At 37.1% G+C, this 21994-nt stretch carries 18 protein-coding genes; 10 read left to right on the top strand and 8 right to left on the bottom strand.

Annotation, left to right across the window (positions count from 1 at the left end):
- The first annotated feature begins 78 nt into the window (after positions 1–78).
- Positions 79–975: a helix-turn-helix domain-containing protein gene (locus tag AC3QLY_RS06330; protein ID WP_074421027.1), complete on the top strand. Its 897-nt coding sequence runs from the start codon at positions 79–81 to the stop codon at positions 973–975.
- A gap of 245 nt (positions 976–1220) precedes the next feature.
- On the opposite strand, the gene feoB is transcribed toward AC3QLY_RS06330, so the two are convergent.
- Positions 1221–3374 carry a ferrous iron transport protein B gene (feoB, locus tag AC3QLY_RS06325; protein ID WP_228733249.1) on the bottom strand — a complete coding sequence of 718 codons (2154 nt, stop codon included), beginning with the start codon at positions 3372–3374 and terminating at the stop codon, positions 1221–1223.
- A 128-nt stretch (positions 3375–3502) separates the two neighbouring features.
- Between feoB and AC3QLY_RS06320 the strand changes: the two genes are divergently transcribed.
- From AC3QLY_RS06320 to AC3QLY_RS06310, 3 genes are read left to right on the top strand one after another with little or no spacing between them, the layout of a single operon-like run.
- Positions 3503–4759 carry a hypothetical protein gene (locus AC3QLY_RS06320; protein WP_492990998.1) on the top strand — a complete coding sequence of 419 codons (1257 nt, stop codon included), beginning with the start codon at positions 3503–3505 and terminating at the stop codon, positions 4757–4759.
- A gap of 21 nt (positions 4760–4780) precedes the next feature.
- Positions 4781–5224 (top strand): IPExxxVDY family protein, encoded by a 444-nt coding sequence (locus AC3QLY_RS06315; protein ID WP_228733248.1) that lies wholly within the window; start codon positions 4781–4783, stop codon positions 5222–5224.
- Positions 5225–5242: 18 nt separating this feature from the next.
- Entirely contained in the window at positions 5243–5473 is a 231-nt protein-coding gene (locus tag AC3QLY_RS06310) for a 4a-hydroxytetrahydrobiopterin dehydratase (protein WP_218331798.1), read from the top strand.
- A 221-nt stretch (positions 5474–5694) separates the two neighbouring features.
- Here the strand turns inward: AC3QLY_RS06310 and AC3QLY_RS06305 are convergent, their stop codons facing one another.
- The 4 genes from AC3QLY_RS06305 to AC3QLY_RS06290 all read right to left on the bottom strand — a co-directional run bounded on the left by AC3QLY_RS06305 (position 5695) and on the right by AC3QLY_RS06290 (position 12571).
- Positions 5695–6663, bottom strand: coding sequence for a transketolase family protein (locus AC3QLY_RS06305; RefSeq protein WP_218331733.1), 969 nt, complete (start codon positions 6661–6663; stop codon positions 5695–5697).
- 156 nt (positions 6664–6819) lie between these two features.
- Complete coding sequence (locus AC3QLY_RS06300; RefSeq protein WP_492990995.1) at positions 6820–10230, bottom strand: trifunctional glycoside hydrolase family 18/polysaccharide deacetylase/glycosyltransferase family 2 protein; 3411 nt, start codon at positions 10228–10230, stop codon at positions 6820–6822.
- Between the two features lie 122 nt (positions 10231–10352).
- Positions 10353–11999, bottom strand: coding sequence for a carbamoyl-phosphate synthase large subunit (carB, locus tag AC3QLY_RS06295; protein ID WP_492990993.1), 1647 nt, complete (start codon positions 11997–11999; stop codon positions 10353–10355).
- Positions 12000–12253: 254 nt separating this feature from the next.
- On the bottom strand, positions 12254–12571 hold the full coding sequence (locus AC3QLY_RS06290; RefSeq protein WP_492990991.1) for a response regulator: 318 nt from the start codon (positions 12569–12571) through the stop codon (positions 12254–12256).
- A gap of 306 nt (positions 12572–12877) precedes the next feature.
- Here AC3QLY_RS06290 and AC3QLY_RS06285 point away from each other — a divergent pair, with 306 nt between their 5' ends.
- The 6 genes from AC3QLY_RS06285 to AC3QLY_RS06260 all read left to right on the top strand — a co-directional run bounded on the left by AC3QLY_RS06285 (position 12878) and on the right by AC3QLY_RS06260 (position 16793).
- Positions 12878–13156 carry a hypothetical protein gene (locus AC3QLY_RS06285; RefSeq protein WP_492990989.1) on the top strand — a complete coding sequence of 93 codons (279 nt, stop codon included), beginning with the start codon at positions 12878–12880 and terminating at the stop codon, positions 13154–13156.
- Positions 13157–13353: 197 nt separating this feature from the next.
- Complete coding sequence (locus AC3QLY_RS06280; protein ID WP_492990987.1) at positions 13354–14013, top strand: hypothetical protein; 660 nt, start codon at positions 13354–13356, stop codon at positions 14011–14013.
- 1 nt (position 14014) lies between these two features.
- A complete protein-coding gene (locus AC3QLY_RS06275) occupies positions 14015–14530 on the top strand; it encodes a stage II sporulation protein M (protein WP_492990985.1) in 516 nt (171 codons plus the stop codon).
- A 479-nt stretch (positions 14531–15009) separates the two neighbouring features.
- Positions 15010–15477, top strand: a complete 468-nt coding sequence (gene bcp / locus AC3QLY_RS06270; protein ID WP_492990984.1) for a thioredoxin-dependent thiol peroxidase — start codon at positions 15010–15012, stop codon at positions 15475–15477.
- Between the two features lie 84 nt (positions 15478–15561).
- Positions 15562–15816, top strand: coding sequence for a SemiSWEET transporter (locus tag AC3QLY_RS06265; protein ID WP_492990982.1), 255 nt, complete (start codon positions 15562–15564; stop codon positions 15814–15816).
- A 272-nt stretch (positions 15817–16088) separates the two neighbouring features.
- A complete protein-coding gene (locus AC3QLY_RS06260; RefSeq protein ID WP_228733245.1) occupies positions 16089–16793 on the top strand; it encodes a GDSL-type esterase/lipase family protein in 705 nt (234 codons plus the stop codon).
- A gap of 93 nt (positions 16794–16886) precedes the next feature.
- On the opposite strand, the gene AC3QLY_RS06255 is transcribed toward AC3QLY_RS06260, so the two are convergent.
- From AC3QLY_RS06255 to murA, 3 genes are all read right to left on the bottom strand, one after another.
- Complete coding sequence (locus AC3QLY_RS06255) at positions 16887–19511, bottom strand: MGH1-like glycoside hydrolase domain-containing protein (protein WP_492990979.1); 2625 nt, start codon at positions 19509–19511, stop codon at positions 16887–16889.
- 28 nt (positions 19512–19539) lie between these two features.
- Complete coding sequence (locus AC3QLY_RS06250) at positions 19540–20349, bottom strand: glucose 1-dehydrogenase (protein WP_492990977.1); 810 nt, start codon at positions 20347–20349, stop codon at positions 19540–19542.
- Positions 20350–20632: 283 nt separating this feature from the next.
- Positions 20633–21940, bottom strand: coding sequence for a UDP-N-acetylglucosamine 1-carboxyvinyltransferase (gene murA, locus AC3QLY_RS06245; RefSeq protein ID WP_074421164.1), 1308 nt, complete (start codon positions 21938–21940; stop codon positions 20633–20635).
- Positions 21941–21994: the final 54 nt, after the last annotated feature.

Below are 21994 nucleotides of genomic sequence, written 5' to 3'. Positions count from 1 at the left end.
ATATTACTGATGATGCAATACACACTCAATAACAGAAGCATAAATCAGTAATTTTACATTTGATGAAACAATAGTGTTATGGATAAACTACGCCGATTTGATACAATTAGCGATTACAATGCTTTCAACAATACTGAAACACTCCACCCGCTGGTTAGTGTGATTGATTTTTCAAAGGCAGCACCAAGACAAGGTTCCAGAATGTATTTTGGCTTTTATACTATCTTGCTAAAAGATATAAAATGCGGTGATTTGCATTATGGGCGGCATACTTACGATTACCAGGAAGGCACCCTGGTATTCATTGCACCGGGACAAGTTGCCGGGATCGATAGCAATGCTGAAACATACCAGCCCAAAGGCTTTGGACTTGCATTTCATCCTGATTTAATTCATGGCATTTCGCTTGGCCGACATATTCAAGACTATTCTTTCTTCGGCTATCAATCGAATGAAGCATTACATTTATCAGAACGAGAAAGGAAAATTGTATTGGATTGTTTTTCAAAAATTGAATATGAATTAGAACATGCCATTGACAAACACAGTAAAAGATTGATTGTGTCGAATATTGAACTGTTTTTGAACTACTGTACCCGTTTTTACGACAGGCAATTTATTACCCGTGACAATGTACATAAAGGCATTTTAGAAAGGTTTGAAAAAGTATTGAACGCATATTTTCAATCTGATAAGCCACAAACCATTGGTTTGCCTTCAGTAGCTTATTGTGCCGGCGAGGTACATTTATCAGCAAACTATTTTGGCGATTTGATAAAGAAAGAAACAGGCCAAACAGCACAGGAATATATACAATCAAAAGTAATTGATGTGGCAAAAGAAAGAATATTTGACCATAGTAAATCAATCAGTCAAATTGCCTATGATTTAGGCTTTAAGTATCCCCAGCATTTTAACCGTTTGTTTAAACAACGGGTTGGGCAATCCCCAAACGAATACAGAATGCTGAACTAAGTATCCCCCCCATTAGTTATTCAAAAATTATTGGTAATAGTTAAAACTTAATCTGACAGTTATTAAATTTGATAACATGACGCCGTAGATGCCAGCCGAAGTGAAGTACTATTTGTGAATGGCAAAAAAGCAAGCTATATTTTTTGTATTTGCACCAACCATAATAGCGACCAAAGCTGGGAACCCAATAATGAAGCCTGGGAATTAACCCGAAAGATTTCTAAACTATTGTGGGATTATTATCATTAAAAAATGTGGTAAACAATGAAACTCATTATATAGGCCAGTCCCGTCATGTATACAAACTGAATAACCGGCCATTTCCAACTGCGGGTTTCACGTTTTACAACAGCCAGTGTGCTCATGCACTGCATTGCCAGTACATAAAACACCATTAATGATATTCCTGCAGGCAATGTGTACACTTTACTGCCATCTGAATACTTAGCCTGCTGCATTTTTTCACGCAGTGAAACATCTTCTTTCCCTTCTTCTACTGAATACAAAGTGGCCATTGTTCCCACAAAAACCTCCCGTGCCGCAAAAGAGGTAATTAAAGCAATGCCAATTTTCCAATCAAAACCCAAAGGGCGGATAACAGGCTCAATGGTTTTACCCAAAATTCCGGCATAGGAATGTTGTAATTTTAGTGAAGCCAGCTCTCTTTGCAGTGCTGCCTCCTGCTGTGGTTGCTGTTGTATTAAAGTGGTATATTGTGCATCTAACTGTTGCATTTGTTTACCCGGACCATAAGCACTTAAGAACCAGAGCAACAAGCTGATGATCATAATTACTTTTCCGGCATCCCGCACAAAAATCTTTGCTTTTTCAACCATAGTAATGCCAACATTCTTCCAACGGGGTGCCCTGTAAATAGGCAATTCCAAAATAAAAAAGCTTTTTTCATTCATCTTAATAAAGCCTTTCAATACAGCACTTACAATTAAAGCCATTACCAAACCCAGCAGGTATAACCCCATCATTACCAAGCCTTGTAAACTGAGGAATCCGAAATAATAAGTATTTTTTATAACCAGCGAAATTAAAATGGTATACACCGGCAAGCGGGCACTGCAACTCATTAACGGGGTAACCATAATGGTTAAGAGCCTTTCTTTTTTATTTTCAATGTTCCGCGTACTCATGATTGCAGGAACCGCGCAGGCAAATCCGCTAATCATGGGCATTACACTTTTCCCATTCAAACCAACCTTCCGCATTAATTTATCACTCAAAAAACTAATTCGCGCCATATAGCCGGAATCTTCCAAAATGGTAATTAATCCAAATAAAATCATGATTTGTGGAATAAATACCATAATTCCGCTCATCCCTGCCACTATTCCATTAATCAATAAATTACTCCACCAAGCATCCGGCAATGTATTACTTAAATAATGACTCAATTGAGTGAATGACCATTCAATTCCATCCATTGGGTAACGAGCCAGCCAAAATATACTTTGAAACAGAAGAAACAGTACAATTAGTAAAATTAAATAGCCCCAAACCCGATGCAAAAAAATATTGTCTAAATGATTGGTAAATAACTTTTGTTCTAACGGATCGGGCTCTACCACATTTTTTTGCAGTATTTGTTTGATGCGCTGGTATCGTTTTAAAATTTCTTCTGCCTGTGTTTTGGTAGGATTAAAATTGTTTTTTTGTTCAATATCTTCTATTGCTTCCTGCAGGTGCTGCGGTAAAGGGAAATTTTCGTGATTAATTAAAAAATGGATGGCCGCATAATCACTTAACTGTGGGAACAACTGTTGTACAGATTCAATAGCATTGCTGGCAACGTTTTTATTATCTATAAAATCGCGGGATGGAATGGAATATTGTTGTTTGGCTACCATTCCAATCACTTTTCGTAAATGTGCCAGCCCCTTATTTTTTCTTGGATTAACAGGCACAACAGGCACACCTAAATCAGCTTCAATGCCTGCCACATCAATTTTAATTCCTTTTTTGGCTGCCAGATCGTTCATGGTTAATGCCACTACCACCGGCCTTTTTAAATCGATGATTTGTGAACAGAATAGAAAATTTCGTTTTAAATTACTGGCATCGGCTACCAGCACAATAATATCTGCATTCAAATCTACATCAGCATTCATGAGCACTTTATAGGCCACCCATTCATCTGCCCTTCTTGGATACAATGAATAAGTGCCCGGCAAATCAATCAATTCAGCCTTTAATGACCCGTCAATATCCAATATCCCGGTTTTTTTATCAACCGTTACCCCCGGAAAATTACCTACCTTTTGGTTTAAGCCGGTTAATGCATTAAACAAAGAGGTTTTTCCACTGTTTGGATTTCCTACTAAAGCGATGCGTAATAATTGTTGTTGCTTCACGTGCATGTATAAGTAAGCAAAATTAACGGTAGCCAAAGCTATGCTGTTTCGAGGTTGGGAAAAGAATATTTATACACCTTAGTACACAAATTGCTGATGCCTGTTACTTTTGTATACGATTTTATCTGAAAGCATCCTGTCACCTTCAAAACTATTCAACGATTTTGGAAAAAATAATTTTATGGCCTTTTGAAAAAACACCACCTATTGTTTGCATAATGATTGTAGGGGTACTTTTTTTCCCATCGGCCACACAAGCACAATTCAAAAGAAAGAAATTAAGAGAAGAAAAAGCGGCTGCGGCTCAATTGAAAACTGAAGTGATGCATCATTTAATACAATTGCATGCAATAGAACCGCAAAGTATAGCCGGATATTTTCAAGCTTTTATGGAGCAGAAAGGCGCAACCCCTTTGCATAACAGTACCTTTACAGATAGCTTTTCCATTCATGAGGGGAATGATTATCAAAACCCCAATACCTATCTCTCCTTAAATGGGGTACAGTTACAAGCCGGCACTGATTTTTTTCCACTGCATTACAGTTCAAATAGGCACATTAGCGGTTCAGCTGCACCTGCATTGAATGAAAATGGAGCGCCCTGGTTCAGAAATTTGGCAGATATTATCAGTGAACATGCCGGTGATCAACAGTTTGATTGCGCGGAATATTGCATCAGTGAATCAAAACGAGCTGTTGCAAAAGGGGCTACTGCTTTATTGTTTTACAACACTGACCCCACTTTGCTAGATGCAGTTGCATTTAAAGCTTTTAAAAAAGATTCAGTACTGCCCATTCCTATTGTTTATATTACCCCATCAGGATGGAAAAAATGCAATGCAGCTGAATTGAATACAATAGATATTGATGTTTCTGTTCACATACAACCCAAAATATTTCGTTCTGTAAATTATGTTGCAATCATTAACCACCATGCAGACAGTACGTTGTTGCTGTATACACGGCAACCGATTGAAGGATTGGCTACTATGCTAAGCCTAACAGATGTACTTAAAAAGCAAAATAGGCTGAATTATGTAATAGTGTATCAGCCCTACCAGCATTATACATTGGCCAAAACCGGATTATTACAAACAGCCACTACCACTGGCAATATTCATTGGCAATATGCAATTGAAATAAATACTGCATCTACTGATAGTACTACAACTGCACAAACAACCAATAACGGCTATTACAGCAGGCATTTAAATATTTCTATTGGCGAACCTGATGAAATCACTACAGCTGAAAAAAGCGCCGAATACCCATTCACCATTATACCCGGCATACAATATTTGTTCACAAAACAAAGTTTAACCAATAGCAGTTCAGAAAAAACGTTGGTAATACAGCAAATGATACAAGATATACAAACACATATTCTGGCAATACAGGTAAACAATAACAGTAAACTGTAACACAAAAAAACATCTATTAATATGGCCATGATAAAACAGAAGTTAGATATCAGCCAGTTGAATCATGATTTTTTTGATGATACCAAAATAGTAGGCATCATGGCGCCGGTAAAGAATTATTATTTTATCTGGATGCTGAATAACTTTTTAGGCTTTAATTTTTTTTTATATACAGATGCACCTATTGAAATGCACAAAAAAAACAGAGCCTATCATTTCAATCTTTACATATCTGGCCAACATGAAGGCAGCTTAGTGCATTATTTGTACCATAACCAGTGCGACGGAGAAGCTTTATTACCTGAACTAAAGCATTTGGATTTTATATGGTTAATGAAAGGCGACAGAATAGATGATGAAAGATGCAACCGTATGATGGATAGCATCAAAAAATTAGGCAATGTGCAGTTAGTATTGGAAATACCACAGGAGCAAATTAAAAATATCAGCAACCTGATTATTTAATCTAATAAAACTACAATTATGTGGCAGGAAAGCAACAATCATTTATACAGAAAATTTCAATTTGCCGATTTTTCTGTAGCATTTGCTTTTATGGTACGGGTGGCTATTGAAGCCGAAAAAATGAACCACCATCCACGATGGACGAATGTTTGGAACACGGTTGAAATTTGGCTCAATACCCATGATGCGGGTGATGTGGTAACTGAAAAAGACCATACCCTATCCCAAAAAATTGACGCTCTTTTATAAAAAAGGCATACTTCCTGCTCTTGTAAATATTCAAGTATGAAATATTTATGAACATTATCATTTTATACATCAGGCCGACGATTTTGGAATTGATTCGTTGAGCAGATAATGAATTGAATAGCAGTATATGCACCAAAAAAGCTATCATTCTTTAACTAAAGCATACAAAAAAGCCTTCATTTATTGTTGAAGGCTTTGTATATTTTAAACAATAGGATTGATTAACCATTTTTGCGTTGCAATACTTTTTCAACCGCAGCAAAAATATGCGGGGCATCTAACCCATATTTCTGCAATAATTCCATGGGTGTACCACTTTCGCCAAAAGTATCTTTGGTGCCTACATATTCAATAGGAATAGGTAAATGTTTGGCAGCCACCTGTGCAATAGAATCGCCCAGGCCGCCAATAATATTGTGCTCTTCTACTGTTACGGCACATTTTGTTTTGGTAATAGATTGCAAGACTGCCGCTTCATCCAAAGGTTTAATAGTATGTATATTTATCAATTCAACACATATCCCTTTTTCTTCCAGCATTCGGCCTGCTTCAATAGCTTTCCAAACCATATGGCCACAGGCAAAAATAGAAACATCGGCACCTTCACTTAATACCTGTGCTTTACCAATCACAAAATCACTGCCATCTGCTTTGGTAAAATTGGGCCATTTGGGGCGGCCGAATCTTAAATAAACCGGCCCCTCATAATCTGCAATGGCTTTGGTTGCGGCCTTTGTCTGATTAAAATCGCAGGGTACAATCACCGTCATACCCGGCAACATTTTCATTAACCCAATATCTTCTAATATTTGGTGTGTGGCACCATCTTCACCCAGTGTTAAACCGGCATGTGATGCGCAAATTTTCACATTTTTATTACTGTAGGCTACACTCTGTCTAATCTGATCATATACCCTTCCGGTACTGAAATTGGCAAAAGTAGTAGTGTAAGGAATTTTACCGCCAATGGTTAATCCGGCTGCAATACCAATCATATTAGCTTCGGCTATACCACATTGCACAAATCGTTCCGGAAACTCTTTGATGAAAGGAGCAATTTTCATTGAGCCGGCCAAATCTGCAGTCAATACTACAATTTTATTATTGGCTTTACCTGCTTCGTAAATGCCTTCGCCAAAACCTGCTCTTGTTTCCTTTTCATTCTGTAACTGAATGTCTTTCAATTTCATCGATAAATTGTTTTACTTTATAAGCTGTAGAAAAACTCCAACAATAGCAATTTCTCTTTTAGCTTATGCTTATTTTAAAGTGGTTTGCAAGGTAAGGCAAATATGGCAAGGTGTAAAATGAAAAAATTAAGGATAATTCCGGCATGCAAATATTATTTAAGTAGCATCAGCTAAAGAAATATCTTTTACATTGCCTGTTCTTTTCAATACACCCCAATGCTGTAATTCGCCCTTTAATGCCCGCCTGAATGAACGAAATAAAATGATGAGCATTAACCAACGATAAATAAGGCGTTGCGGAATAATCCAAAATAACTTTAACATATTTCCCTTTTCAAAAGCAAAAGCAAGCACTGCAATTAGTGCATCTACCACCAAAAAAATCAGGTAATACACAGCAATTTTGCTTCTGTTTTCTGTAAACAGGCCCAGCAACATAAACAAATCGCCCAGCGGTGAAAACAGGGGTATAATGTATTTAAATATCAGAATATCGGGTAATGCTATCCAGCCCAAACCTTTGTACCGGTTATTGAACAAGGCATCTTTGTGTTTCCAGAAAGTTTGCATCACACCGAATGTCCAACGGAAACGTTGTTTAAAAAACTCTTTCAATGTTTCGGGTGCTTCGGTTAAAGCAATGGCTTGGGCTTCATTGTCAATTACATAACCTGCTTTTAAAATACGGATGGTTAAATCGCAATCTTCAGCAAGGGTATCAGTTGTAAATCCACCTGCTTCATCAATGGCTTTTTTTCTGAATGCTCCGATGGCACCCGGCACAACAGTAATTGCGTTTGCGTAGGCAAAACCACGCCTGTCAAAATTCTGGCTGGTAATGTATTCAATGCTTTGCCATTTGGTTAACAAATTAATTGTGTTGCCCACTTTTACAGAACCGGCTACAGCGCCAACAGCAGGATTGGTAAAATGTTGCATTAATTTTTCAACTGCATCGGGCAACAATTTGGTATCTGCATCAATACAAACCACATACCTGGCATCAGATTGCGCTATGCCAAAATTCAGTGCAGAAGCTTTGCCGCCATTGGGCTTGGTAAATATTTTTACTTTTTTGTTTTGTTGAAAAGCAGCCACTACTTTTTCATAGGTGGCATCTTTACTGCCATCATCTACAAAAACAATATCAAAATCAGGATAAGTACATTTTAATAAATTTTGCAGCGAACTAACTGCATTTACTTCTTCATTATAAGCCGGTACAATAATAGATACTTTAGGGAAACTTGTAAATGTGCCCAGTGGTATTTTTTCTTTTCGCCTTTCAAGTATGGTAAGTATGGCCAAAGACAGTAAACGAATAGCACCCAGCACCATAAAGGTGAGGAATAACACGTACAATATCTGCCCAACTATAAAACCTGTTTCGGCCAGGAAATAATTGAATTGTATTAACCGATAGCCGCTTCCTTTGGGTACACGGGGCATTAAATCGGCATGTGTTTTATGCAATAAATCGGCAATGGTAGTAAAGGTATATCCCTTACTTTGAAAGTAGCGGATAATCATACCCGTTGCTTTTACGGTAGCCCTTCTATCGCCACCGGCATCATGCAATAATATGATGTTAGAACTGTCGCCATTGGCCAAGTGCTGATTGTAAATAGAAACCACTCTGTTAAAAATGGTATCGGCATTAAAATGGGGTATTTCGCCCTGTTCCCAGTCCTCGGGATCAACACTTTCGCCAATAGTGATGTAATGCCGTGTTCGGCTTAAAGCCACCGGTACCATTTCTTCATATTTTTCCGGATCGCTGTCGGCATTATAAGGTGCCCGAAACAAAATAGTACTATGCCCCGTAATACACTCTAACAAAAGCCGGGTAGCATCCATTTCAAGATAAGCTCTTTTTTTGCTTACCTCGGCCATATTGGGATGGGTGAAAGTATGGTTACCGATTTCATGCTCTTCGCTAAATATTTTTTTTACTAATGGAATATTGTTCTCCATATTAATGCCAATCATAAAAAATGCGGCAGGTACATGGTAATAGGCCAGTGTGTCTAATATTTCAGGTGTATATTTTGGATCCGGGCCGTCATCGTAGGTGAGCACTAATTTTTTTTCGGACGACTGACCATATTTTTTTACCACATAAGTTGAAGGGAGTTTGTCATACTGTTCTTCACTTATGAGCATTGCCGAAGAATCAATTTCGGGTGTAATATGCCCATCCGTTGGTGTGGAAAGCATATCCAATATTTCGCCCTGCCCAATAAAATCCGGCGTAGCCATTGAGGGAACATCTGTCAATGCTTTAAAATCGAAATTATGCAGCGCAGCCTTATTCATGGGCTTATTATAAAATTCCCAAACCCGGCTGTCTTCACTACCAAGACGCCAGAGCGCAGTTCCGGCCAGTCCATATTCCGTAGCAAAACGAAGGGAATTAAAATTGGTAGCTGCATCTGTAAAATACACTTCATGAATTACATTTTTATCATCATAATAACTGTAATTCAAATTATAGGTATCGTTGTTGTAATCAATGGTAGCATCACTTTCTCTTGCAGTGGCCAACGCTTCCTGATAGGTAACGGGGATGGTTTTGCCTTTTTTAGTCCAGTCGTAACCAAATGCAGCAAGGTTTAAAACTATTTTAGAAGGATCTACTTTTTTTGCCAAATCATCTACCGCAGATTCTATCCATTTTTGAGAACAGATAGGACCGGGTTTCGTACCATCATTAAACTCATCATAGGCCATTAAAAAAATATAATCATTGTACTTAGCTAATTGAGCATAATCATAATCTTCATTAAAAGGCGAAACATTTTGCGTAACCAGCAGGTTTAAATCGTGCAGGGTGGTATATAATTTTTTTTCAAAATTGGTTAATACATCATTGTTTTTTTCATTCAAATCTTCAAAATCCACATTAATACCAGCTAAATTATTTTTTACCAGAAAGCGTGCTACATCCTGAACCAGCCTGTCTGATTTAGTAGGGTCATTTAAAATCCTGTGCAGTGCCTTACCGGTAAATACCCCATTGTAATTGTTGGAAAGCATGGGCATTACCTTAACACCGGAGGTTTTGATTAATTCCAGCACCCGGGGCTCCATCACAGAAAAAAGGGTATCGGCTTTGGGATCAATGAACAGCCATTCGGGCAATACCAGGTTTAGTTTGGAAATATTTTTTTTAAGCGAAAAATAAGACTGCGCATCCCAGTTTACAAAAAAAGCAGCCCGTATACCCAAACTATCGCTAAAATCGTTGTTTTTAGATAAATTCAATACCGTATCTGCCTGGCCACAGCCCCTGCCCGCTGCCCATTTTACATTGATCATAGAACGAAAACCCCGGTATTTTTTTGCCAGATTACTTTGCCGATAGGCAGGAACATCGCCTGCAAGCACTTTTTTTACTGCCCGGCCTTCCAAAGGAATGGTAGGATTTTGTTTACTAATTACATGAACCGCAATAGAAAATATAAGTCCAAAAATGATTAGAATAAACAACAATAACCTGCCCAGCCATTTAAACCTTTGCCAGCGGGTTGTATTGGTGGTTTGAAAAACTTGTGAAGATGCACTCATAGAAAGGATATAACAACAAACCTGTTATTTAAAGTACGAAGTTCCTACTAAAACAACAAAAAAGGCCACTTCGGCAGAAGTAACCTTGCATATATAGCAAATTTTAAGGAAATATAAACGTATCAGCGTTCAAAAGTAGAATAGAAATAGGGAGTTTTGGCTTCAAATTCTGCGCTGCAGGTATCTACCATTTTATAACTTCTGGTAATGCCCAGTGCTTTTCTTTTTTCATACACTGCTTCATCATGGGTATTGCCCTGTAAAATTTTAGCAATTTGGGCATCACTAAAACCTTCTATTTTCGCTTTCCGTAATAATTCATCCGGCAAAGATTCTAAATTGTAATTACTGAGTTCTTTTTCTATTTTACATATTTCAGCTATCTGGTAAATAAACCAACGGTCAATACCGGTTGCCTGTGCAATGGTTTTAACGGTAACGCCCTGCATTAAAGCATCTTTAATTCTAAAAATTCGATCCCATTTTGGCGTTTTAATATATTCCACTATCTCATCACTCTTCATTAAGCTTTTGCCATAATAGCCCAAACCAACGGCTTCATTTTCTAAACTCTGACAAGCTTTTTGGATGGCTTCATTAAAACTACGACCAATGGCCATTACTTCACCTACACTTTTCATTTGCAAGCCCAAGGTGTCATTGGCGCCTTTAAATTTATCGAAATTCCAACGGGGTATTTTTACAATTACGTAATCTAATGCCGGCTCAAAATAGGCAGAAGTGGTTTGTGTAATTTGATTTTTGAGTTCATCTAATGTATAACCAATGGCTAATTTGGCTGCAATTTTTGCAATAGGATAACCGGTAGCTTTTGAAGCCAAAGCAGAAGATCGGCTCACTCTTGGGTTAATTTCTACCGCAATCAGTTCTTCATTTTGCGGATTAAGGGCGAACTGCACATTACAGCCACCGGCAAAATTACCAAGACTGCGCATCATTAACATAGCCTGATTGCGCATATCCTGAAAAGCAGTATCGCTGAGGGTCATGGCCGGAGCTACTGTGATGGAGTCGCCGGTATGCACCCCCATGGGGTCAACGTTTTCTACTGTACAAATAATCACTACATTATCGTTCTTATCACGTAACAATTCTAATTCATATTCCTTCCAGCCCAATACTGCTTTTTCTACCAAAACTTCGTGTATGGGCGAAGCTTTCAGGCCACGTTCTAAAGCAGCATCTAACTCATCTTTGGAATGAACAAAACTGCCGCCGGTGCCGCCGAGTGTAAATGAAGGGCGGATAACTAAGGGGAAACCAATTTGTTGTGCAAACTCTTTTCCTTCTAAAAAGCTATTGGCTACATGGCTGGGGGCTACTTTAATGCCAATTTTACCCATTAGCTGCCTGAATTTTTCGCGGTCTTCGGCTGTATCAATGGCGGCTACATCTACCCCAATTAACCGTACACCAAATTTTTCCCACACACCCAATTCTTCGGCTTCCTTGCACAAATTCAGTGCAGTTTGTCCCCCCATAGTGGGCAGTACCGCATCAATTTGGTTTTCAGATAAAATTTGCTCAATACTTTCTACCGTAAGTGGCAACAGGTACACTTTATCGGCCATCATAGGATCGGTCATAATTGTAGCGGGATTGCTGTTTATCAGCACTACTCTTATGCCCTCTTCCCTTAAACTTCGGGCAGCTTGTGAGCCGGAATAATCAAATTCGCAGGCCTGGCCAATAATAATGGGACCAGAACCAATAATTAACACGGTTTGAATAGAGGTATCTTTTGGCATGGTAAAAACAAATTGCGCAAATGTAAGGCATTCAAACCATGCGGTAGTTTAAAATTTGTATGAAATGAAAAAAATGCCTGCAACCCCCTTTTTTTATTCATTTAGTTGTATGAATAATTACAATTTTTATGAAGCATCTTTTTAGGCCAATTAATAATTATTTTTTTTAATTATTATGAACGATTATACTACAACTTTTATTTATTTAGATTGGAAGCTTTAATTGTTCAACATTTGTAAAGACCCATTGGCAATTAAGGCAATGGTACAAATGTCATCAGTTCCACCACATCCGATTCAAACAAGAAGCCGGAAACATTTATTTGAATGGAAGGGAAAAACAGTTTCATTAAACGACTTAATGTCATGCTATCAATTTCGAGCATTTGGCAATCGATAATAACAATATCGGGTAAATAACGGGGGGGGGGATTTAAATGTTCAAAAAAATGATAAGGGTTGGTATGGGTGAAAAGAATGGAACAATTTTTTATTTTCTGGAGATTGGCTTTCACTAATTCCAAAACTCGCAAACGGTCATCAACAATGGCTGCGGAAAAAGGGGTAGCCATACAGAAATACATTTAATATTCCAATATTATGTAAAAGAAAACTAATTAGAAAATTTGTTTAGATTTTTTAAAAAAATTGCGTAGAAATACGCTTGTTTATTATAATACTACACATTATGTTTGTGTTCTATTATTTGATGTACGCAAACAAATAGTATTTACCGGTAAAAAAAGGGAATGCCTGCTTATTATAATGGCCATATAATGGGTAGATGTATTCCTCTGCAGAAAAGCAGTTTAAAAAACCGCTGAATATCTGACCCCATGAGTGTTAGGCAGGGGGGATTATATCAAAAATTGAATATTATGAATTGGTTATTGTTATCTAATTTAACATTAATGATTCCAAAAAAAATAAAGAAAAAACGATTTATGGCATTAATGATTTTTCTAATCGCTATCGTTGCATTACCACTTTTGGCAAGTTTGTCGGTAAAAGGTTCAGATGCCTGGCAAATTGCAGCAAATCACGGTTATGCTAGCGCCGATGGTGCTGCAATTGTCACTACTGCTGTTAGTGCAGGTGCTGCATTAGAGCTTCTGTGCGGAATTCAATTAGTAGCAGGAATTTTGCTGGCGGGTTAGTCATATGATAGTTTAGAGAAAGTATAAGATATACTTTCTCTAACTTTTTTTAATATATATAAAATATGAAATACAAAATATCAATATCGTTATTGTTTTTTTTGATTTACAACTCTATAATGTGGATGTTACTATTTATATTCGGGAACAATAACATTAATATATTTTCAATTGTATCATTAATATTCGTTCTACTTATGCTATTCGTTGTAGATGACAAAAATGATTATATAATTCAAAATAAAAATAATAATCCACATAAGATTATTCATTTAATTTTATCATATTCAGATAGATATTTAAATGAAACTAAGTACAAATATTATATATTGGCTATTCTAGTTTTAAATGTTTTGCTTGCAGTAGCAAATTCTTACATAATCATGAACAAGATTAAGACAGATGGCGATATTAATATTGAAAATATTATTCGAATAGTAAAAGCTCTTAATGTTACATCAATAATTATAACCCAATTTGGTGGGTTTTGTATTCAAGCAATATTAATTTATATGTTGGCGGTCATATTTGGATCAGAAAAACCACTCAACGCATATTTAAAAATTGTAGGATTTTCATATATAGGATTTGTTGTTCTAACGATAATTTCAATTACAATAAATTATTTTTTTGTAGTAAACTATAAATCTTTAACAGACTTCAACATCACATATGAAAAATCAATATTTTACAATTGGCTTGGCAAATCAGGTGAATCATTGGTTTTGATTTTAATAAGTTTAGGAATATATAATTCAGACAAATTTTCTTTACCTAAAAGCTTTGTAATAGCTACTTTGCCAACAATATTATTGTTATTATTGAAAACTATTTTTAGTAACCTATTACAAATTTGAAATGTATAAGTTTTTATTATTGACTAATAAATACAATAAATTAATTATTTTAATTGTAATTATTGTATTTTTTTTCATTGGCTTTTTTAGCTTAAAAAACATAAATTTTCATTTCAAAAATTTATCATTAAATACGCTTTCATTTAAAAGTTTATTAATCAATAATTCAGGATATTATTTAGTATTATTATTTGGATTTCTATCATTTAATATTTCACTATATCCTCTTGTTGCATATAACTCATTTTTTTGGGGAACTGTATTCAAAACAACAATGTATAAATCAAACTTAGTAAATGCTATCAGTTTATTTTCACCTCATGTTTTTTTTGAAATATTTTGGATTATTATTGTAACGAATATTTCTACAAAAATTTCCATAATTTTATTTGAAGAATTTAATGATATTAAGAATAATGACTTTCAATGTTCTAAATTAATTAAAGAAATATTTTTTGGATATTTTGTTGTCATTCTTGGAGTATTAATTGAATTTTTTATTACCAATAAACTTTAATTTTATGATAAAAAAAATTTTATTATTTTCTATATTATTCATAGTTTTCTTTACATTAAATAGATTAGTTGCATATTTTTTTTCTAACAATGTTGCCTTTTGGGTTACAATATTAGTATTACCTATTATATTTAGATTAATATTTAAAAATATGAAGAAGGCATGAGTTATCAACTAATTTTATATAATATCTTCATTGATTAAAAAAATTCTTTCATTGCTATTCCTTAATAGTCTTATTAAGTTCAAAGAATTGAAATATTTTTCTTTTTTAATGCTAATCGGCTCTGTATATATTTATATTTTTTTAACTTATGTAAATATTTAGAGCGAAAGTAATTTTTGAAATAATCTTATGAATTACATGTATAGAAAAACAATTTTGCTCTGAGGCACTTACATCCATTCGTTATGGTAAATCGCATATACTTGAACATTTTACTGCAAATTGCATTATTGAAAGAAAAATTGATTGTAAGATGACTAAACCGACTATTGGAAAAAAAGCACCCGCATTTAGTGGTACCAACCAAAATAATGAAACAGTTGCATTAAGTGATTTTAAAGGTAAAAAAGTAGTGCTGTACTTTTACCCGAAAGATAATACACCCGGCTGCACGGCACAAGCTTGTAATTTACGCGACCATTACACCGAACTGCTTCAAAAAGGCTATGCTGTAATTGGTATAAGTCCCGATGATGTTAAAAGCCACAAAAAATTTGAAGAAAAATTCGACTTACACTTTCCTTTAATTGCCGATACCGACCATGGCATTGCTGAAAAATACGGTGTTTGGGGATTGAAAAAATTTATGGGAAGGGAATATATGGGCATACAACGCACTACTTTTTTAATTAATGAGTCGGGTAATATTGCAGGCATTATCGATAAGCCCGATACTAAAAACCACACGGCTCAGGTTTTAGAAGCCTGGCAGCAGTTGTAATTTATTCGTATCTGGTTGTATGCAGGTAGCAATTAAACCTTTCACGCCTGTATTTTTTAGTGTATTTTGCTTAAAAATACCGGCATGAATTATATTACTATTATTGGTTTAATAGCTGCTTTTGGCACTACTGCTTCCTTTATACCGCAGGCCATTAAAACCATTCAAACCAAAAATACTTCGGGTATATCGTTGGGTATGTATGCCTTATTTACTTTTGGCACTTTGTGCTGGTTAATTTATGGCATTTTAAGCCATAGCCTACCGGTTACCATTGCCAATGCTATTACGCTTTTATTTTCGGCCATTATTTTGGGTTACAAAATCAAATACAAATAATGCCTATCAAACAGTTACCTGATTCAATGCCTGTACTTATTTACAGCGTTGTGCAACGCTGTTGAGTTGAACATGGGTCGAAGCAGGTTCGGATTTGCTACCTGCCCTGGCATTGAGCAATATCAAAAAATATACTCTTCCTATTGATGATTTGTGATTACCCGTTTTACTTGCCTACATTTGAAAAAGCAAGCTAAGGAATATGACAGCAGTGAATGGATGTTGATTACTGTAAGGTGCCGGTTATTGTGTAATCATTTAAAAATAAACACATGAAATATACTTTACTCATTTTTTTTGTATTGGTACAAACCTTTGTATTTAGCCAGAAAAACTCCCAAGTACAAGACTGGCCTAACTTACAAAAATATGCGGCGGAAAATGCTTTGCTTTTGCTGCAAGAAGCGCCGGCGGGAAAAGACAGGGTAGTTTTTATGGGCAATTCCATTACCGAGTTTTGGAAAGTAAGAGACAGTGGCTTCTTTGCAACCCATCTTAATTATATTGACCGGGGTATTAGCGGACAAACCACGCCGCAAATGTTATTGCGTTTCCGGCAAGATGTGATTGATCTGCATCCGGCAGCTGTGGTTATTTTAGCCGGTATTAATGATATTGCTGAAAATACCGGACCTATTGCACTAACTACCACCATGGGCAATATTGCCTCTATGGCTGAATTGGCCCGGGTGCACCATATTCAGGTAATATTGTGTTCGGTATTACCCGCTAATCGTTTCCCCTGGCGCCCTTCTATTTATCCTGCCGATAAGGTGATTGCCCTGAATAAAATGATTGAAGCATATGCTACCTCCCATCACCTTACGTATGTTAATTTTTATACCCGAATGGTGGATGCCGATAAAGGATTGGATGCCAGGTACACTTTAGATGGCGTACACCCCACCCTAGCCGGTTACCAAGTAATGGATACATTGGTGGAAAAAGCCATTACCCATACTTTGCAGAAAAATTAAAGTTAAAAAACTGCTACTCTTTTTTGCCATGCAGTAAAGTTTGTACTCCCATGGTATGCCTCGCCACCATAGTAGTGCGATGCGGATGCCGGCTTATTGATGCAACAATGGCCGTTTGGGTTGTATTAATTTGGCAATCAGTCCCGTCCATCCGGTTTGATGCGATGCGCCCAATCCTTTGCCTACATCACCATGAAAATATTCATGAAACCATAAATAGTTTTTAAAATGGGTATCGTTTTGCAGCAACACATTATCGCCCAAATAAGGCCGGTGGCCATTTTGGTCGGGCAGAAACAATTCTTTTAAACGTTGCGATAATTGATCGGCTACCGCATCGAGCGAAATAAAATTACCACTACCCTTGGGGCATTCTACTTTAAAATCATCGCCATAATAAAAATGAAAGCGTTGCAAACTTTCTATAATTAAAAAATTTAATGGCATCCAAACCGGACCTCGCCAGTTGCTGTTGCCGCCATACAAACCGCTGGTAGATTCTGCAGGTGTGTATTTCACTTCAAAGCGATTTTCGCTTACATCAAATATATAGGGATGCTGTTCATGATATTTTGAAACCGACCGAATGCCATAAGGACTTAAGAATTCGGTTTCATCGAGCATTTTTTCCAGTATCTTTTTCATTCTATGACCACGGAGTAAAGAGAGCAGGTGTTTTTCATCGGCACTCTTATCTTGCCAGCGTGAAACCAGTGCAGCTAAATCGGGGCGGTAGTTCAAAAACCATTCTAACCGTTTGGCAAAACCAGGCAGGGCTTCTAAAGTAGCATGATCTAATACTTCCACGGCAAACAATGGAATAATTCCTACCATACTGCGCACTTTCAGTTGAATGTTTTGCCCGTCTGGCAAATGCAGTGCATCGTAAAAAAACTGATCAGTATCATCCCATAAACCATTTTGTTCATCGCCAATATTATCCATTGCTGCGGCAATGTACAGGAAGTGTTCAAAAAATTTGGTAGCCATATCTTCATACACCGGATTGTGCAATGCCAATTCCAAAGAAATACGCAACATACATAAAGAATACATAGCCATCCAGCTGGTACCATCGGCCTGTTCTATATAACCACCGGTAGGTAAAGGAGCACTCCTGTCAAAAATCCCGATATTATCCAGACCCAAAAATCCACCCTCAAAAATGTTGTTGCCCTGTTTATCTTTTCGGTTTACCCACCAGGTAAAATTGAGCAGCAGTTTATGAAAAACAGTTTCCAAGAAAGCTATATCGCCTTTGCCATTGTTATTGCGCTGGTCAATAGTATATACCCGCCAGGTAGCCCAGACATGTACGGGCGGATTTACATCGCTGAAATTCCATTCATAAGCCGGAAACTGGCCATTCGGTTTCATGTACCATTCTTTAGTGAGCAACTCTAATTGTTGTTTAGCAAAGCCGGAATCAATTAAAGCAAAAGGGATGGTATGAAAAGCTAAGTCCCAAGAGGCAAACCAAGGGTACTCCCATGTGTCGGGCATAGAAATAATATCAGCATTGTTTAAGTGTTTCCAATCTGCATTCCGGCCTTTTAACCGTTCGGCGGGTGGCGGAGGTTCGGCCGGATCGCCATTTAACCATTGCGGAATATCGTAATAATAAAATTGTTTATTCCAAATCATTCCGGCAAGGGCCTGACGTTGTATTAGTTTTTCTTCATCGTTTGTAATGGCTTGTTGCAATTCATTGTAAAAATCATTGGCTTCCTGAACCCGCTGTTTAAAAACAGCATCAAAATCCTGGAATGGCCGATTGCTTTGGTGGGCTTCCAACCGCAATTTTATGGTATAACTTTCCCCTGCTTTGATGTTGGTATTGTAATGCACTGCAGCCTTGGTTCCGGAGCCATTAATGTTTACTGCTTTTTCATTCCCTTCCACAATATAGCGGTGAATACCGTCTTTGGTAAAATGCTGTGTATTGGGCACACCATACAGCCTTTCAACATTGGTTTCGTTATCACAGAAAAGAATATCTGTTTTTTGTTCAATGTGCAGTTTATAGTTAGGAAGTTGATGATGGTCAATAATAATTTCTTCATTATTCGATGAAATGAGTTGCGGTTTATACGTATCATAGCCCCAGCACCAGGTATTTCTAAACCAGATGGTGGGCAATATATGTAGTCGGGCATCTTCTGTATTACGATTGTGCACTGTAATTTGAATTAAAATATCATCTACATTGGCTTTGGCATATTCCGCAAAAACATCGAAGTAGGCATTGTTATTAAATAATCCGGTATCTATTAACTCAAACTCCGGGTCATTCCGGGTTCTTTGTTTGTTTTCGTTAATGATTTGTTCATAAGGGAATGCAGCCTGTGGATACTTGTACAGCATTTTTAAATAGCTGTGTGTAGGCGTAGCATCTAAAAAATAATATAACTCTTTTACATCTTCACCATGATTACCTTCCTGATTGGTTAACCCAAACAAACGCTCTTTCAATATAGAATCTTTTGTATTCCACAAGCCAATTGAAAAACAAAATAATTGTTGCGCGTCAGAAATACCTGCAATACCTTCTTCGCCCCAGCGATACGCTTTACTGCGTGCCATATCGTGCGAAATATAATTCCAGGCATCGCCATTGGGGCTATAATCTTCACGAACGGTACCCCATTGCCGGTTTGAAAGATAAGGTCCCCAATGTTTCCATTTTTTATCTTTCAGTCGTTCCTGTTCAACACTCATATTTTTATTTTTTAATAAGATTAAAAAATTATCCATTGGTAGAAAAGCCTGGGTATAAGGTCATACCGCCATCAACAAACAAAGAGGTGCCGGTAACATAATCACTGTCATCGCTGGCTAACCATACTGCTGCTTTAGCAATATCATCGGGCTCCCCAATGCGCTGGTAAGGAATTAGGGTTAACAGTTTTTGTAAAGCTTCAGGCGTATCCCATGCCGCTTTATTAATAGGCGTTTGAATAGCACCCGGACAAATACTGTTGATGCGAATTTTTTTAGGTGCAAACTCTTGTGCAATGCTTTTCATTAACATCATAATACCACCTTTGCTGGTAGCATAATTGGCGTGGCCGGCCCAGGGTATTACTTCGTGTACGCTGCTCATACAAATAATTTTTCCTGCTGCTGCACTTTTTGAAGTATCAATACCACGGCGTAAGAATTCGCGAATGGCTTCACGGGCACATAAAAACTGTCCGGTTAAATTAATGCCCAACACTAAATTCCATTGGTCTAATGACATCTCTTCAAACGGAGCATCTTTTTGTATTCCGGCATTATTCACTAAAACATCAACGGTACCCAACTGACGAACAACTGTTGCAAACATTTGTTGTACCTCATCCTCTTTACTCACATCGCAACAATATACTATACCCTTACCACCCTGATCGGTTATTGATTTTAACACCGCTTCAGCAGCGGGCTGTAATGCAGGAAAAGGATAGTTAATTACAACCGTTGCACCAGCGCCGGCTAATGCAGCAGCTACGCCGGCACCTATGCCGCTATTAGCTCCTGTAATAATAGCTACCTGATTTTGTAGTTTTTGCTCCATACCCATTAAATTTTAGTGAAATAATAAAACGCAATGTGAAGATTAATACACATTACAATTATGTAGTGTAAGGTATAAAAATTTAGTAAGGCAAAGAAAAATAAATGAAAAAATAAATTAAAGTTAACAATGCGTTATTAAATAACCGAAGACACGAATTGAGAGAATGACCTTCTTAAAAACAGGCCTATATTCGCTTACAGCAAGTAATATATTATATGAATAGAACTTGTAGTGCAGATGTTGATGAGACTATACCTCTTACTATCTTATAAAAGCAGCATTAATCAATTCGTTTAATTTGTGCACCAATATTGCGTAAGCGTTCATCAATGTTTTGATAGCCTCGGTCAATTTGTTCAATATTTTGAATAATACTGGTACCTTCAGCACTCAAAGCAGCAATGAGCAAAGCCTGACCGGCTCTGATATCGGGGCTGCTCATGGTAATTCCTTTTAATTTATTTTTGCGTGCCAGGCCGATTACGGTTGCACGATGCGGATCGCATAAAATAATTTGCGCACCCATATCAATTAATTTATCTACAAAAAACAAACGGCTTTCAAACATTTTTTGGTGCACCAATACACTACCCCTTGCCTGAATGGCCACTACCAGCACAATGCTGAGTAAATCGGGTGTAAAGCCGGGCCAGGGATGGTCATAGATGGTGAGAATACCCCCATCTAAATAGGTTTGAATTTCATATACATCTTGTTCAGGTATCATAATATCATCGCCTTTTATTTCCAGATGGATACCCAATTGCTGAAATTTTTCAGGTATAACGCCCAGGTGTTGTACACCGGCACCTTTTATGGTAAGATTACTTTGCGTCATAGCTGCCAAACCAATAAAACTGCCAACTTCAATCATATCGGGCAGCAGGGTATGGTCAGTTCCGCTTAAGGCATCTACCCCCTCAATTTGTAATAAATTACTACCAATGCCTGTAATGCGGGCACCCATTCTATTCAGCATTTTACACAGTTGTTGAATATAGGGTTCGCAGGCTGCATTGTATATGGAGGTATTGCCTTCGGCCAATACAGCAGCCATAACAATATTGGCCGTTCCGGTAACAGAAGGTTCATCCAATAACATAAATGCCCCTTTTAATTGTGGAGCCGACATTTCAAAGCAACCTAATTTTTCCTGATATACATAACTGGCTCCTAATTTTTCAAATCCAATAATATGGGTATCTAATCTTCTTCGGCCAATTTTATCGCCGCCCGGTTTGGGCAAATAGGCTTTTTTATAACGCCCAAGCATAGCGCCGGCCAACATAACACTGCCTCTTAACTTACTGCCTTTATTTCTAAATGCTTCAGATGAAAGATAATCGGTATTTACATTTGATGCTGTAAAGCTACAGCTATGCCTACCCAAGCGCTGTACCGTTACACCCATATCGGCCAGCAAATCAATTAAAATATTTACATCAATAATATCGGGAATATTATGAATGGTAACTGTTTCCGGCGTAAGCAAAACGGCAGCTAAAATTTGAAGCGCTTCATTTTTAGCGCCTTGCGGTACAATTTCGCCGCGTAATTTTTTACCCCCTATCACTTCAAATGCGTGCATAAACAATTGTTTTAAAATAATGGCTCAAAAATAAAGAGAGCTATCGTAGACAGC

The sequence above is a fragment of the Hydrotalea sp. GW822-HT8A01 genome, assembly GCF_058798575.1.
The sequence above is the reverse complement of the archived record's forward strand: the minus strand, read 5'-3'. Positions and strand labels throughout refer to the sequence as shown.